General features: G+C 65.6%; 12 protein-coding genes. 5 read left to right on the top strand and 7 right to left on the bottom strand.

Annotation, left to right across the window (positions count from 1 at the left end):
- Positions 1 to 296: 296 nt before the first annotated feature.
- From purM to NJG22_RS03380, 4 genes are all read left to right on the top strand, one after another.
- Entirely contained in the window at positions 297 to 1,355 is a 1,059-nt protein-coding gene (purM, locus tag NJG22_RS03365; RefSeq protein WP_253092547.1) for a phosphoribosylformylglycinamidine cyclo-ligase, read from the top strand.
- Positions 1,355 to 1,999, top strand: coding sequence for a phosphoribosylglycinamide formyltransferase (gene purN, locus NJG22_RS03370; protein ID WP_253092549.1), 645 nt, complete (start codon positions 1,355 to 1,357; stop codon positions 1,997 to 1,999). The genes purM and purN overlap by 1 nt, the downstream gene beginning before the upstream one ends.
- An 8-nt stretch (positions 2,000 to 2,007) precedes the next feature.
- Positions 2,008 to 2,718: a DUF3108 domain-containing protein gene (locus NJG22_RS03375; protein WP_253092551.1), complete on the top strand. Its 711-nt coding sequence runs from the start codon at positions 2,008 to 2,010 to the stop codon at positions 2,716 to 2,718.
- Positions 2,719 to 3,027: 309 nt separating this feature from the next.
- Positions 3,028 to 3,210: a hypothetical protein gene (locus tag NJG22_RS03380; protein WP_217853401.1), complete on the top strand. Its 183-nt coding sequence runs from the start codon at positions 3,028 to 3,030 to the stop codon at positions 3,208 to 3,210.
- A 46-nt stretch (positions 3,211 to 3,256) separates the two neighbouring features.
- Here NJG22_RS03380 and NJG22_RS03385 read toward each other — a convergent pair whose 3' ends face one another.
- The 7 genes from NJG22_RS03385 to NJG22_RS03415 form a co-directional block, all read right to left on the bottom strand.
- Positions 3,257 to 3,796: a DUF2058 domain-containing protein gene (locus tag NJG22_RS03385; RefSeq protein WP_253092552.1), complete on the bottom strand. Its 540-nt coding sequence runs from the start codon at positions 3,794 to 3,796 to the stop codon at positions 3,257 to 3,259.
- A 25-nt stretch (positions 3,797 to 3,821) separates the two neighbouring features.
- Positions 3,822 to 4,655: a nucleoside triphosphate pyrophosphohydrolase gene (gene mazG, locus NJG22_RS03390; RefSeq protein ID WP_253092554.1), complete on the bottom strand. Its 834-nt coding sequence runs from the start codon at positions 4,653 to 4,655 to the stop codon at positions 3,822 to 3,824.
- A gap of 111 nt (positions 4,656 to 4,766) precedes the next feature.
- Complete coding sequence (gene relA / locus NJG22_RS03395; protein WP_134691841.1) at positions 4,767 to 7,007, bottom strand: GTP diphosphokinase; 2,241 nt, start codon at positions 7,005 to 7,007, stop codon at positions 4,767 to 4,769.
- Between the two features lie 99 nt (positions 7,008 to 7,106).
- A complete protein-coding gene (gene rlmD, locus NJG22_RS03400; protein WP_253092556.1) occupies positions 7,107 to 8,465 on the bottom strand; it encodes a 23S rRNA (uracil(1939)-C(5))-methyltransferase RlmD in 1,359 nt (452 codons plus the stop codon).
- Positions 8,465 to 9,364, bottom strand: a complete 900-nt coding sequence (gene cysM, locus NJG22_RS03405; protein WP_253092558.1) for a cysteine synthase CysM — start codon at positions 9,362 to 9,364, stop codon at positions 8,465 to 8,467. Before cysM ends, rlmD begins: the two co-directional genes overlap by 1 nt.
- Positions 9,365 to 9,476: 112 nt before the next feature.
- Positions 9,477 to 10,865: a sensor histidine kinase gene (locus NJG22_RS03410; RefSeq protein WP_253092560.1), complete on the bottom strand. Its 1,389-nt coding sequence runs from the start codon at positions 10,863 to 10,865 to the stop codon at positions 9,477 to 9,479.
- Positions 10,866 to 10,868: 3 nt separating this feature from the next.
- Positions 10,869 to 11,585, bottom strand: coding sequence for a response regulator transcription factor (locus NJG22_RS03415; protein ID WP_217853395.1), 717 nt, complete (start codon positions 11,583 to 11,585; stop codon positions 10,869 to 10,871).
- A 233-nt stretch (positions 11,586 to 11,818) separates the two neighbouring features.
- On the opposite strand from NJG22_RS03415, the gene NJG22_RS03420 reads away from it, so the two are divergent.
- Complete coding sequence (locus NJG22_RS03420; protein WP_253092562.1) at positions 11,819 to 14,575, top strand: response regulator; 2,757 nt, start codon at positions 11,819 to 11,821, stop codon at positions 14,573 to 14,575.
- Positions 14,576 to 14,730: the final 155 nt, after the last annotated feature.

Genomic DNA, 14,730 nt, shown 5'->3' on the forward strand with positions numbered 1-14,730 from the left:
AAGGGGCGAGGCGCGCGAAGCTGTCGGCTGTGACCGCGCGGCGCGCACGAATACGCCCTCGCCATGCCTATACCTTATACAGGCACTGGCGCGGCAACCAGCCGCAGCGGGTGAAAGCGTTTTTTTACCCATATTTGCCGCCTGCCCGTCGGCCTGAGGATGGCCGCTTGGGGGCAACCCTGATAAAATCGCGCGCCTTCGCAGACCAGTGACGTACAGGCAGCCGCACGCGTTCCCGTCGGCCTTGGCCGTCATGGTCGTTTTCTAGAATCCCTCCCTCTTAAAGGCCTGGATCAATGAGCAAGCAACCCTCCCTGAGCTACAAAGACGCCGGTGTAGACATCGACGCCGGCGAAGCACTGGTCGAACGCATCAAGGGCGTCGCCAAGCGCACCGCACGTCCTGAAGTCATGGGTGGCCTGGGTGGCTTCGGCGCCCTCTGCGAGATCCCGGCCGGCTACAAGCAGCCGGTGCTGGTCTCCGGCACCGACGGCGTCGGCACCAAGCTGCGCCTGGCACTGAACCTGAACAAGCACGACAGCATCGGCCAGGACCTGGTCGCCATGTGCGTCAACGACCTGGTCGTCTGCGGCGCCGAGCCGCTGTTCTTCCTCGACTACTACGCCACCGGCAAGCTCAACGTCGATGTGGCCGCCACCGTGGTCACCGGCATCGGCGCCGGGTGCGAACTGGCCGGCTGCTCGCTGGTCGGTGGTGAAACCGCCGAGATGCCTGGCATGTACGAAGGCGAAGACTACGACCTGGCCGGCTTCTGCGTTGGCGTGGTGGAAAAGGCCGAGATCATCGACGGCTCGAAAGTGGTCGCGGGCGACGCCCTGATCGCCCTGCCCTCCTCCGGCCCGCACTCCAACGGCTACTCGCTGATCCGCAAGATCCTCGAAGTGTCCGCCACCGACATCGACAACACCCAGCTCGACGGCCAGCCCCTGGCCGACCTGCTGATGGCGCCGACCCGCATCTACGTAAAGCCCCTGCTGCAACTGATCAAGCAGACCGGCGCGGTCAAGGCCATGGCCCACATCACCGGCGGCGGCCTGCTGGACAACATCCCGCGCGTGCTGCCAAAAGGCGCCCAGGCGGTGGTCGACGTGGCCAGCTGGCAACGCCCGGCGGTATTCGACTTCCTCCAGGCCAAAGGCAACGTCGACGAGCATGAAATGCACCGCGTGCTGAACTGCGGCGTGGGCATGGTCATCTGCGTGGCCCAGGACCAGGTCGACAATGCCCTGAACGTCCTGCGCAGCGCCGGCGAGCAGCCATGGGTGATCGGCCGTATCGACGTGGCCGCCGAAGGCGCCGCCCAGGTCGAGCTGCAGAACCTCAAGGCACACTGATGCCCTGTCATGTAGTCGTGTTGCTGTCGGGTTCCGGCAGCAATCTGCAGGCGCTGATCGACAGCAACAACGGCAGTGACAGCCCGGCGCGCATCGGCGCGGTGATCTCGAACCGCGCCGATGCCTACGGCCTCGAGCGCGCCCGGGCAGCCGGCATCGAAACTGCGGTGCTGTCGCACAGCGGCTTCGAAGGTCGCGAGGCTTTCGACGCAGCGCTGATGGCGCTGATCGACGGCTTCAAGCCCGACCTGGTGGTGCTGGCCGGCTTCATGCGCATCTTGAGTGGCGATTTCGTGCGCCACTACCAAGGCCGTCTGCTGAACATCCATCCGTCACTGTTGCCCAAGTACAAAGGCCTGCACACGCACCAGCGCGCGCTGGAGGCTGGCGACGCCGAGCACGGCTGCAGCGTGCACTTCGTCACCGAGGAACTCGATGGCGGGCCCCTGGTCGTACAGGCTGTGGTCCCGGTTGCAACGGATGACACCCCGGAGTCACTCGCCCAGCGCGTGCACCGGCAGGAACACCTGATCTACCCGCTGGCGGTGCGCTGGTTTGCCGAAGGACGCTTGCGTCTGGGCGAACAGGGTGCATTACTGGATGGCCAGCCGCTGGCGGCCAGCGGTCACTTGATTCGATCCTAGGAGAATTTATGCGTCGTGCCCTGCTCTTGGCTCTCGCCGTGCTTGCCCTGCCGCTCCAGGCAGCTGATCTGAAGCCTTTCGCCGCCAGCTACACCGCCGACTGGAAACAGCTGCCCATGAGCGGCACCGCCGAGCGCAGCCTGGTCAAGAACGCCAACGGTACCTGGGACCTTAACTTCAAGGCCTCCATGATGATCGCCAGCCTGACTGAGCAAAGCACCCTGCGCATGGACAACGACACCCTGCTGCCGCAGAAGTACCACTTCGAGCGCGGCGGCCTGGGCAAGGCCAAGAAAGTCGACCTGACCTTCGACTGGACCGGCAAGAAAGTCACCGGCAGCGACCGTGGCGATGCTGTCAGCCTGCCGCTCAACCGTGGCGTGCTGGACAAGTCGTCGTACCAGTTGGCGCTGCAGCATGACGTGGCCGCCGGCAAGAAGAGCATGACCTACCAGGTGGTCGACGGTGACGAAATCGACACCTACGACTTCCGCGTGCTGGGTGCCGAGAAAGTCGCCACCAAGACCGGCCAGGTCGAGGCGATCAAGGTCGAGCGCGTGCGCGACCCGAGCCAGAGCAAGCGTATTACCGAGCTGTGGTTCGCCAAGGACTGGGACTACCTGCTGGTGCAACTGCGCCAGGTCGAGACCGACGGCAAGGAATACGTGATCGTGCTGCAGGATGGCACGGTGGACGGCAAGGCGGTCAAGGGTAACTGATACCGCTACCGGCAACGCCCCAAGCCCCGCCTTGTGCGGGGCTTTTTTGTGCCCGGGCTTCGGCGACCTCTGTAGGAGCGGCCTTGCGTCGCGAAAGGGGCGCGTAGCGGCCCCTGATTTCGAGCCAGCATCGAAATTGCCGGGGCTGCTGCGCAGCCCTTTCGCGACGCAAGGCCGCTCCTACAGGGGATGCCTCGCGCTTGATGAAATTTGTTTAATCGCCGTTTTATTTACTTAGCCTGCTAACAAACTCTATAAAGAGGGTGTGCGACACACTGTCGCAGCCAACTGAAGAAGTGGAGTTTAACGATGACAGTCCAAGTAACCGAACGCGACGAATCGAAAATGTCCCACGAAGGCCTGGCCGCCGGCGTGCGGATCTGGGATGTACACCAGCAAGGCCAACTGGTCGGCATGTTCCACGACGAACACCAGGCCCACCAGTACCGCCAGGAGCTGGAAGTGCTGGAGAACCAGCGATCCTCGCAGTGACACCCTCTTCAAAGAAAAAACCCCGCCTAGGCGGGGTTTTCCATGCTTACCACATCAGATCGTCAGGGATCTTGTAGGCCGCGTACGGGTCGTCCTCGTCCGCCTCCTCGACATGGCTGTTGAGCAGCAGGATGCGCTTGGGGTCACGCTCCTGGATCTTCACCGCCGCCTCGCGCGGGATCACTTCGTAGCCGCCGCCGTGGGCGACGATCGCCAGCGCGCCGTTGCTCAGCTTGCTGCGCATCAGGGCGTTGACGGCGATGCGCTTGACCTTCTTGTCGTCGACGAAGTTGTAGTAGTCCTCGGTGGTCAGCTTGGGCAGGCGGGTCGCCTCGATCAATTGCTTGACCTGCGCGGCGCGGGCCTTCTGCTCGGCCTTTTCCTGGACCTGGCGATTCAGCTCCTGGTCTTTCTTGGCCTTCTCGGCCTGGGCTTGCTTGGCCAGGCGCTGCTGGCTGTCGTCCACCTCGACCTGGCCCTTATGTTCCAGGCGTTTCTGTTTTTTCTCGGCCTTGTTGGCCTGGGAAACCTGTTTCTGGTTGACCAGACCGGCTTTGAGCAATTGGTCGCGAAGGGAAAGGCTCATCGTGTTCACTCACTTATGCATCAGCTCAGCCGCAGCTGGGCAGGTTCTTTTCCTGACGCTTGGCCTCGCCCCACAGGGCGTCCAGCTCGTCGAGGGTACGATCTTGGAGGGTCAGGCCCTGCTCGCGCAATGCCTGTTCGATAAATCGGAAACGCCGTTCGAACTTGCGGTTGGCGCGGCGCAAGGCGTTTTCCGGGTCGTGCGCGAGGTGACGGGCCAGGTTGACGGTGGCGAACAGCAAGTCGCCCAGCTCGTCTTCCAGCGCGTCGCTGTCGCCGTCGGCCATGGCCTGCAGCACCTCGTCGAGCTCCTCACGGACCTTGTCCAGCACCGGCAACGCCTCGGGCCAGTCGAAGCCGACCGTGGCGGCGCGTTTCTGCAGTTTGGCGGCGCGGGACAGGGCGGGCAAGGCCGCCGGCACGTCATCGAGCAGCGACAACTGCTCGGGCTCGCTCTTTTCGGCACGCTCCTCGGCCTTGATCGCCTCCCAGCGCGACTTGACCTGGGCCTCGCTCAGCGCCGGGGTGTCCAGTGGCGCATACAGCTCGCCAGTGGGGAATACATGGGGGTGGCGACGGATCAGCTTGCGGGTGATCGAATCGACCACGCCGTCGAACTCGAAGCGCCCTTCTTCACGGGCCAGCTGGCTGTAGTAGACCACCTGGAACAGCAGGTCGCCCAGTTCGCCCTGCAGGTGCTCGAAATCGCCGCGCTCGATGGTGTCGGCCACTTCATAGGCCTCTTCGATCGTGTGCGGGACGATGCTGGCGTAGTCCTGCTTGAGGTCCCAGGGGCAACCGTACTGCGGGTCACGCAGGCGGGCCATCAGATGCAGCAGGTCTTCAAGGGTGTAGGTCATGGGTTGTCCTTACCAGCCCCTCGGCAAGTCGCATCGGCGCACCGCCGCTCCCAGGATACAACAGCGTGGGAGCGGCGGTGCGCCGATGCGACTTGCCCCGCGAGGGCGGTATCAAGGGGTGCGATTACGCCGCGTCTCGATGATGTTGGGCAATTGCGAAATCCTCCCGAGCAAGCGCCCAAGGGCGTCCAGGCCGGGGATCTCGATGGTCAGCGACATCAGCGCGGTGTTGTCTTCCTTGTTCGAGCGGGTGTTGACCGCCAGCACGTTGATCTTTTCGTTGAGCAGCACCTGCGACACGTCGCGCAGCAGCCCCGGGCGGTCGTAGGCGCGGATGACGATATCCACCGGATAGGTCTGCACCGGGATCGGCCCCCAGCTCACCTGGATCATGCGCTCCGGCTCCTTGCCCGCCAGTTGCAGCACCGAGGCGCAGTCCTGGCGATGGATGCTCACCCCGCGGCCCTGGGTGATGTAGCCGACGATGGCATCGCCCGGCAGCGGCTGGCAGCAGCCCGCCATCTGCGTGAGCAGGTTGCCGACGCCCTGGATCTGGATGTCGCTGCGCTTGCCGGCGCGAATACCACGGGCCTGGCGCGGGATCAGCTCGACCGGCTCCAGGCGCTCGGGCTCGAGCAGCTGCTGGGCGGCGTTGACCATGTGCGCCAGGCGCAGGTCGCCGGCACCGAGGGCGGCGAACATGTCCTCGGCGGTCTTGACGTTGGCCTTCTCGGCCAGGCGCTCGAAGTCCACCTGGGGCAGGCCCAGGCGGCTCAGCTCGCGCTCGAGCAGGGTCTTGCCGGCGGCCACGTTCTGGTCGCGGGCCTGCAGCTTGAACCAGTGGACGATCTTGGCCCGGGCCCGCGAAGTGGTGACGTAGCCCAGGTTGGAGTTCAACCAGTCGCGGCTCGGGCTGCCGTGCTTGCTGGTGATGATCTCCACCTGCTCGCCGGTTTGCAGGCTGTAGTTCAGCGGCACGATGCGCCCGTTGATCTTGGCGCCACGGCAGTTGTGGCCGATCTCGGTGTGCACGCGGTAGGCGAAGTCCAGTGGCGTGGCGCCCTTGGGCAGGTCGATGGCGTGGCCGTCGGGGGTGAACACGTAGACCCGGTCCGGCTCGATATCGACGCGCAGCTGTTCGGCCAGCCCGCCGATATCGCCCAGCTCCTCGTGCCACTCCAGTACCTGGCGCAGCCAGGAGATCTTCTCTTCGTAGTGGTTGGAGCTTGGCTTGACGTCAGTGCCCTTGTAGCGCCAGTGCGCACACACGCCCAGCTCGGCTTCCTCGTGCATGGCGTGGGTGCGGATCTGCACTTCCAGCACCTTGCCTTCAGGGCCGATCACCGCGGTGTGCAGCGAGCGGTAGCCGTTCTCCTTGGGGTTGGCGATATAGTCGTCGAACTCCTTGGGGATGTGCCGCCACAGGGTATGGACGATGCCCAGCGCGGTGTAGCAGTCGCGCACCTCCGGCACCAGCACGCGCACTGCGCGCACGTCATAGATCTGGCTGAATTCCAGGCCCTTGCGCTGCATCTTGCGCCAGATCGAATAGATGTGTTTCGCCCGGCCACTGATATCGGCGTTGACCCCGGTGGCCAGCAATTCGTTCTGCAGCTGGTTCATCACGTCGCTGATGAACCGCTCGCGGTCCAGCCGGCGCTCGTGCAGCAGCTTGGCGATCTGCTTGTACTGGTCGGGTTCGAGGTAGCGGAACGAGAGGTCTTCCAGTTCCCACTTGATATGGCCGATGCCCAGGCGGTGGGCCAGCGGCGCATAGATGTCGAACACCTCGCGGGCCACCCGCAGGCGTTTCTCGTCATCGGCGGCCTTGACCGCGCGAATGGCGCAGGTGCGCTCTGCCAGCTTGATCAGCGCCACGCGCACGTCGTCGACCATGGCCACCAGCATCTTGCGCAGGTTTTCCACCTGCGCCTGGGAGCCGAGCACCAGCGACTGGCGCGGGCTGAGGCTGGCACTGATGGCGGCCATGCGCAGCACGCCGTCGATCAGCTTGGACACCACCGGGCCAAAGCGCTGGCCGACTTCGGCCAGGGTCACCTTGCCTTCGCGCACCGAGCGGTAGATCACCGCGGCGACCAGCGAATCCTGGTCGAGCTTGAGGTCGGCGAGAATTTCCGCGATCTCCAGCCCCGCCTGGAAACTGGACGTCCCGTCCGCCCAGGAATGCTTGGCCGGGTTGCCCTTCTTCTCGACTTCCTGGGCGAACTCGCAGGCCTCTTTGAGCGCCGGGCGATCGAGCTGCGAATCGACGCTCACCACATGATCGAGCCATGCTTCGAGATTGATACTGCCGTCGTTGTTGACCGGCTGGTGCACTCTCACCTGTACCATCTTTGCTTTACCTTTCCATACAGCGCGCCACGCGGACACGCTGACTATCACCTGTGCCGCGTTCGTTCCCTGAACACGACACCAAGGGGGCCAGTCGCGCTAGCCCGCTTCGAATAACGCCATGGCCTCGACATGTGCCGTCTGAGGAAACATGTCGAGAATCCCGGCCCTTTTTAACCGGTACCCCTGCCCCGCCAGCACCTGGGCGTCTCGCGCCAGGGTGGCCGGGTTGCACGATACATAGACCAGCCGCTGCGCACCCAACCGGGCGATGCCTTGCACCACCTCGAAAGCGCCGTCGCGCGGTGGATCCAAGAGTACCGCAGAAAAGCCTTCGGCGACCCATCCGGCGCCCGCCAAAGGCTGCGATAAATCGGCCTGAAAAAACCGTGCGTTATGCACATTGTTGTTGCGGGCATTGGCCTCGGCGCGCTCGACCATGGCCTGCACGCCTTCCACCGCCACCACCTCGCGCGCCTGGCGCGCCAGGGGCAAGGCGAAGTTGCCCAGGCCGCAGAACAGGTCCAGCACCCGCTCGTCGGCCTGCGGCGCCAGCCAGGCCAGGGCCTGCTGGATCATCAGGCTGTTCACCTGAGCGTTGACCTGGACGAAATCCCCTGGCCGCCAGGCCAGCTCCAGGCCCCAAGGCTCGAGGGCGAAGCCTAGCTGCGCCGCGGCGTCCACCGGGGTCGGCTGGCCTTCGCCCTGCAACCACAGCTGGGCGCCGGCTTCGGCACAGAATGCCGCAAGGCGCGCCAGGTCTTCAGCAGGCAACGCTGCCACGTGCCGCACCAGCAGCGCTTGCGCCGTGCCGCTGAACAGCTCCACATGCCCCAGCGCCTGCGGCTTGCTCAAGCTGCGCAGCACGGTGGGCAAGTGGCGGAAAATGGATTGCAAGGGTTGTACCAGCACCGGGCAGTCGTCGATGGCGACGATGTCCTGGCTGGCCTCGGCGCGAAAGCCCACGTCCAGATGGCGGACCTTGGCATCCCAGCGCACCGCCACCCGCGCCCGGCGCCGGTAGCCGAACTCCGGCCCGCTCAGGGGCACGGCCCAGGCGTCTGGCTGCAGGCCGGCAACCCGTTGCAACTGCTCGGCCAGCAGGCGCTGCTTGAGGGCCAGCTGGTCGGCATGGGGGACATGCTGCAGGTTGCAGCCGCCACAGCGGGCGTAATGCCGGCAGGGCGCCTCGCGCCGTTGCGCACTGGCCTGGAACACACGTTCCAGGCGCGCCTCGACCACCTTGCCGCGCGCCGCCAGCACGCGCGCCTCGACGTCCTCGCCATCCAGCGCGCCGCTGACGAACCAGGTGCGCCCTTCGACGAAGGCAATGCCCCGGCCATCGCCGGACACGCGCTCGATCAGCAGGCGCTGTTTCTTGCCCACGGGAACCTGTGGGGTACGGTTGCCGCCGGCCGGCTGGAAGCGCAGGCCGCCGTTGCTTTTCTTTCTGGACATCAGGTCGCGTCGAACAGGCCGGTGGACAGGTAACGGTCGCCACGATCGCAGATGATGGCGACCATCACCGCGTTCTCGACTTCCTGGGACAGGCGCAACATCGCCGCCACTGCACCGCCGGAGGACACACCGCAGAAAATGCCCTCTTCGCGGGCAAGGCGGCGCGTGGTGTCCTCGGCCTCCTGCTGGGACATGTCGACCACCCGGTCGACGCGGCTGGCATCGAAGATCTTCGGCAGGTACTCGTGGGGCCAGCGGCGGATGCCAGGAATGGCAGAGCCTTCCATTGGCTGCAAGCCAATGATCTGCACCGCCGGATTCTGCTCCTTGAGGTATTGCGAGCAGCCCATGATGGTGCCGGTGGTGCCCATGGAACTGACGAAATGGGTAATGCTGCCTTGGGTCTGCTGCCAGATTTCCGGGCCGGTGCTGTTGTAGTGGGCAATCGGGTTGTCGCCGTTGGCGAACTGGTCGAGCACCAGGCCGCGGCCTTCGGCCTGCAGCTTCTCGGCGAGGTCGCGCGCGCCCTCCATGCCCTCTTCCTTGGTCACCAGGATCAGCTCGGCGCCATAGGCGGTCATGGCCGCCTTGCGTTCGGCGGTGGAGTTGTCGGGCATGATCAGGATCATCTTGTAGCCTTTGATCGCCGCGGCCATGGCCAGGGCGATGCCGGTGTTGCCCGAGGTGGCTTCGATCAGCGTGTCGCCTGGCTTGATCTGCCCACGCAGTTCGGCGCGGGTGATCATCGACAACGCCGGACGGTCCTTGACCGAACCCGCCGGGTTGTTGCCTTCGAGCTTGAGCAGCAAGGTGTTGCTGGTGGCCCCGGCAATGCGCTGCAGGCGAACCAGAGGCGTTTGGCCGACGCAATCGGCGATGGTTGGGTACTGCAGGGTCATGGGCGTTTTCGCAATCCGGACGGCAGGGGCGACTATCATACCGGCAAACCCTGCGCGGCCATATCACGCAATCGTCGGACAGTATAACCGTCGGCTATAAGTCGAGGGTTGATCAACCCGTAGGCGCCAGCCTTGCTGGCGAACCAGGCGACACGCCCCCTGGCGCCGCCACCAGGCGCAGGCACACCCGCAGGCCCTGCGCGCCATTGACCGCCCACACCCGTCCGCCCTGACGCTCGATGGCACTGCGGGCAATGCTCAGCCCCAGGCCGAAGCCGCCATCCCCCGGCCGCGAGCCATCGAGCCGCGAAAACGGCGCGAAGATCCGCTCCAGGTCGGCCTCGGCCACACCACCGCCGTCGTCTTCCAGCTCGATATGCCAGTAATGGCCGTGGCGTCGCCCACTGAGCCTGACCACGCCCTGGGCCGGCGAATGGCGCACGGCATTGCGCAGCACGTTCTCCAGGGCCTGGGCCAAGTGGTTGAGATTGCCTTGCACCCAGCAATCGGCCGGCAGCTCGCAACGCAACCGCGCCGGGGCCCAGCCACTTTCATAGCAGGCGTTCTCGCTGAGCATGTCCCACAGCGCCTGCAGCTGGATCGGTTCGAGGTTCATCGGCGCCCGCTCGGCATCCTGCCAGGCCAGTTGCAGGGTGTCCTCGACCAATTGCTGCATGGCATCCACCTCACGGTGCAGGCGTTCGCGCAGGCGATGCAGGTCGGTCTCGCCATCGCAGGCCACTCGCAGGCGGCTGAGCGGGGTGCGCATTTCATGGGACAAGTCGCGCAGCAACTGCTGCTGCAAGGTCACGGTGCCCTGCAGGCGTTCGGCCATCTGGTCGAAGGCGCGGGCCAGTTCGCCCAGCTCGTCGCGCCGCTGGGTGGTGCGTGCGTCCAGGCGCGCGGCCAACTGGTCGGCGCGCCAGGCATTGGCCTGCTCGCGCAGCTGGTTCAGCGGCACGATCAGCATGCGGTACAGGCCCACGCACAGCAGCAAGGTGAACAGCCCGGGGATCACGCCGTTGGTGACCACCCGCCAGAACAAGCGGTACTGGCCGGGGTTGAAGCGCTCGGGCAACTCGATCACCAGCATGCCCTGCTCCGGCGCCTGGGGAAACGGCAGGCGCAACCAAGGTTGGCCGATGCTGCGCCGGCTCATGGGCCAGTCGACGCCGCGCAGGCGGGTCAGGCGCTGGGTCTGGCTGCTGCTCAGGTTGGCGCTGCCCAGGGGCTGCAGGTCGCCATCGAGCACTCCCACCCAGCCCTGCTCGCGCTCATGCATGCCGCTCAACCAGGCATCGACGCCGGCCTGCCCGCCGTTGCGCCAGGCCTGTTCGGCCTCTGCGGCGTAGCCGCGCAGCACCTGGCGAGCCGGCTCGGAGAGGAAGGCGTCCTGGGTTTCCATGTGCCGGCCCCAGCTGTAGCTCAGGCCAATCATCAGCAGGCAGAACCCCACCAGCAGCACAGCCAGTTTCCAGAACAGCGAATGACGATCGAGCATGCCTCAGTCTGCCTCGCCCGCACCGAACACATAGCCCCTGCCCCACACCGTGCGCACCTGGCGCTCGTGGTAGCCGATGGCCTTGAGCTTGCGGCGGATCTGGCTGACGTGCATGTCCAGGCTGCGGTCATGCCGCGAATAGCCACGCTGCAAGACCTGCTGGTAAAGGAAGGGTTTGCTCAGTACCTCGTCGCTACTGCGGTGCAAGGTATCGAGCAGACGGTACTCGCTGGGGGTGAGGCCGGCGCGCGTGCCGGCCAGGCTGACATCACACGCCTGTTCATCGAACTGCAACTGCCCGGCATCGGCCTCGCGCGGCGCCTGGGCCCGCCGCTCGAACGCCACCCGGCGCAGGATCGCCTCGATGCGCACGCGCAGCTCGGCGAAGCTGAACGGCTTGGGCAGGTAATCGTCGGCGCCGCGCTCGAAACCACTGATACGGTCGGCCTCGGCCCCCAGCGCCGACATCAGGATCACCGGCGTGGCGCTGTGCCGGCGCAGGCTGGCCAGGGCGTCGAGGCCGTTGAGCCCCGGTAGCAGGATATCCATCAGGACCAGGTCGAAAGCTTGCCGGGCAGCGACCTCCAGGCCCTCGAGGCCATTGCGGCACCAGGTGACATGGAAGCCGCCGCGCTGTAGTTCCTCGTGCAGGTAGGCGCCCAGCACGGGGTCGTCCTCGATGGCGAGGATATGAGTGGCGTGGATAGATACAGGATGCATTGGCAACTGCCATCAATTCTCAATTACGTGATTATTCGACAAGCACCAACGCCAGGCAACCTCAGTACGACCAGCGCCACGTAGGACGCATCCGGCGCACACGTGAGAAACAGGCCCGCACCGGGGCTTCTTGAAACAAAATCAAACACAAATGGGTGCATTGCCCCCCTACCCGGAGTAACGTTCGGCCTGAAGCGCAAACCGCGCCCTTAAGCACATGACAGGAGAGAGGTGTGCTCGACCGTTTGGGAATCCGCAGCCGCGTGTTGCTGCTGGCCTTGCTGCCCGCCAGCCTGATGGCCCTGGTGCTGGGCTGCTACTTCACCTGGCTGCAGCAGAGCGACCTGCGCACGCAGTTGCTGCAACGCGGCAAGATGATCGCCGAGCAACTGGCCCCGCTGGCGGCCCCGGCTCTGGCCCGCCAGGCCCCGGCGCAGCTGGAGCGCATCGCCGCCCAGGCCCTGGAGCAATCCGATGTGCGCGCGGTGGCCTTCCTCGCCGCCGACCGCACCCGCCTGGCCCACGCCGGCCCGAGCATGCTCAACCAGCCGCCCAGCGGTGGCACCGGCACGCAACTGCTGCAGCGCACCGGCAACGATGCCACCCGCTACCTGATGCCGGTGTTCGGCCATCACCGCGACCTGGCCACCGACGCCGTGCCCGCCGAGGCCGAACGGCTGCTGGGTTGGGTCGAGATCGAGCTGTCCCATGACGGCACCTTGCTGCGCGGCTACCGCAACCTGTTCACCAGCTTGCTGCTGATTCTCGCCTGCCTGAGCCTGACCGCCCTGCTCGCCCTGCGCATGAGCCGCACCATCAACAGCCCGATCAACCGCATCAAGCACGCGGTCAACCAGCTCAAGGACGGCCATCTCGACGAACGCCTGCCGGCCATGGGCAGCCATGAGCTGGACGAGCTGGCCAGCGGCATCAACCGCATGGCCGAAACCCTGCACAGCGCCCACGAAGAGCTGCAGCACAGCATCGACCAGGCCACCGAGGACGTGCGCCAGAACCTGGAAACCATCGAGATCCAGAACATTGAGCTGGACATGGCGCGCAAGGAAGCCCTGGAAGCCAGCCGCATCAAGTCGGAGTTCCTGGCCAACATGAGCCATGAAATCCGCACCCCGCTCAACGGCATCCTCGGCTTCACCCACCTGTTGCAGAAAAGCGAGCTGAGCCCGCGCCAGCTCGACTACCTGGGTACCATCGAAAAGTCCGCCGACAACCTGCTGGGGATCATCAACGAGATCCTCGACTTCTCCAAGATCGAGGCCGGCAAGCTGGTGCTCGACAGCATTCCGTTCAACCTGCGCGACCTGATCCAGGACACCCTGACCATCCTCGCCCCGGCCGCCCACGCCAAGCAGCTCGAACTGCTCAGCCTGGTGTACCGCGACACCCCGCTGTCGCTGGTCGGCGACCCGCTGCGGCTCAAGCAGATCCTCACCAACCTGGTGAGCAACGCCATCAAGTTCACCCGCGAAGGCACCATCGTCGTGCGCGCCATGCTCGACGACGAACAGGAAGACAGCGTGCAACTGCGCATCAGTGTGCAGGACACCGGCATCGGCCTGTCGCCGCAGGATGTGCGCACCCTGTTCCAGGCCTTCAGCCAGGCCGACAACTCGCTGTCGCGCCAACCCGGCGGCACCGGCCTGGGCCTGGTGATCTCCAAGCGCCTGATCGAACAGATGGGCGGTGAAATCGGTGTCGACAGCACCCCGGGCGAAGGCTCGCAGTTCTGGATCAGCCTCAACCTGCCCAAGGCCCACGACGACGGCGAGGAGCAACCGCTGCCGGCCCTGCTCGGTCGTCGCGTGGCCATCGTCGACAGCCACGACCTGGCCCGCCAGGCGCTGGAACACCAGCTCGAGGACTGCGGCCTGTCGGTGACCCTGTTCTCCTCCTGCGAGCAACTGTTGCAGGCGGTCCAGGCAGCCAACCAGGCCGGCAAGCCGTTCGACTTCGCCGTGCTCGGGGTCAACCTCGGCAGCCTCGGCCCGGAACAGCTCGGCCAGTACCTGCAGCAACTCGAAGGCCTGGGCTGCCAGTGCGTGGCACTGTGCCCGACCACCGAGCAGCCGCTCTACCTGCCGTACCTGCCCAATGCCCATGGCCAACTGCTGGCCAAGCCCACCTGTACCCGCAAGATCCGCCGACTGCTACTGGAGCTGGTACAACCGCGCCGCCCCTTGAGCGAACAACGGGTGAACACCGGGCAACGCATGCCGAAGATCCTCTGCGTCGACGACAACCCGGCCAACCTGCTGCTGGTACAGACCCTGCTCGAAGGCATGGGCGCCGAGGTGCTGGCGGTGGACAGCGGCTACACCGCGGTACAGGTGGTGCAGGACGAACCCTTCGACCTGGTGCTGATGGACGTGCAGATGCCCGGCATGGACGGACGCGCCTGCACCGAGCAGATTCGCCGCTGGGAAAGCAGCCAGAGCGGCCAGCCGCTGCCGATCGTCGCCCTGACCGCCCACGCCATGGCCAACGAGAAACGCGCCCTGCTGCACAGCGGCATGGACGACTACCTGACCAAGCCGATCAGCGAACGCCAGCTGGCCCAGGTGGTGATGAAATGGACCGGCCTGAGCCTCGGCGCGCCACCCCCGGAGCGCAGCCCTGAACGGCTGCCGGACAGCGGTGAACTGAAAGTGCTCGACCCGGAGGAAGGCCTGCGCCTGGCCGCCGGCAAGCCGGACCTGGCGGCAGACATGCTGGCCATGTTGCTGGCTTCGCTGGCGGCCGACCGCGAAGCCATCCAGGCCGCGCGCAATGCCGCCGATCGCACGGCGATCATCGAGCGCGTGCACCGCCTCAACGGCGCCTCGCGCTATTGCGGCGTACCACAGTTGCGCGCGGCCTGCCAGCGCAGCGAAACCTTGCTCAAGCAGGACAGCCCACAGGCCCAAGCGGCGCTCGACGATCTCGACCAGGCCATCGAGCGGCTGGCCGAACAAGCGCGCCAGCATGCCTGATCGCTGTCGCCTGGGTCTGTAGGCGCCGACAGGCGATGCGAATGCCCAATCAGGCAGCCTTCGCCAGCAAAGCTGGCTCCTGCACTGGTACGCCAACACTGTAGAGCCGCGCAGATCAATACCGAGCCGGCCCACTGGCCTAGACTGGCAACGGT

The organism is Pseudomonas sp. VA159-2, from assembly GCF_024126635.1.
Classification (GTDB): Bacteria; Pseudomonadota; Gammaproteobacteria; order Pseudomonadales; family Pseudomonadaceae; genus Aquipseudomonas; species Aquipseudomonas muyukensis.

Excerpts from the sequence above, each read along its gene's own strand:
- purM (WP_253092547.1), top strand. The coding sequence starts at position 297 with ATGAGCAAGCAACCCTCCCTGAGCTACAAAGACGCCGGTGTAGACATC.
- purN (WP_253092549.1), top strand. The coding sequence starts at position 1,355 with ATGCCCTGTCATGTAGTCGTGTTGCTGTCGGGTTCCGGCAGCAATCTG.
- NJG22_RS03375 (WP_253092551.1), top strand. The coding sequence starts at position 2,008 with ATGCGTCGTGCCCTGCTCTTGGCTCTCGCCGTGCTTGCCCTGCCGCTC.
- NJG22_RS03380 (WP_217853401.1), top strand. The coding sequence starts at position 3,028 with ATGACAGTCCAAGTAACCGAACGCGACGAATCGAAAATGTCCCACGAA.
- NJG22_RS03385 (WP_253092552.1), bottom strand. The coding sequence starts at position 3,796 with ATGAGCCTTTCCCTTCGCGACCAATTGCTCAAAGCCGGTCTGGTCAAC.
- mazG (WP_253092554.1), bottom strand. The coding sequence starts at position 4,655 with ATGACCTACACCCTTGAAGACCTGCTGCATCTGATGGCCCGCCTGCGT.
- relA (WP_134691841.1), bottom strand. The coding sequence starts at position 7,007 with ATGGTACAGGTGAGAGTGCACCAGCCGGTCAACAACGACGGCAGTATC.
- rlmD (WP_253092556.1), bottom strand. The coding sequence starts at position 8,465 with ATGTCCAGAAAGAAAAGCAACGGCGGCCTGCGCTTCCAGCCGGCCGGC.
- cysM (WP_253092558.1), bottom strand. The coding sequence starts at position 9,364 with ATGACCCTGCAGTACCCAACCATCGCCGATTGCGTCGGCCAAACGCCT.
- NJG22_RS03410 (WP_253092560.1), bottom strand. The coding sequence starts at position 10,865 with ATGCTCGATCGTCATTCGCTGTTCTGGAAACTGGCTGTGCTGCTGGTG.
- NJG22_RS03415 (WP_217853395.1), bottom strand. The coding sequence starts at position 11,585 with ATGCATCCTGTATCTATCCACGCCACTCATATCCTCGCCATCGAGGAC.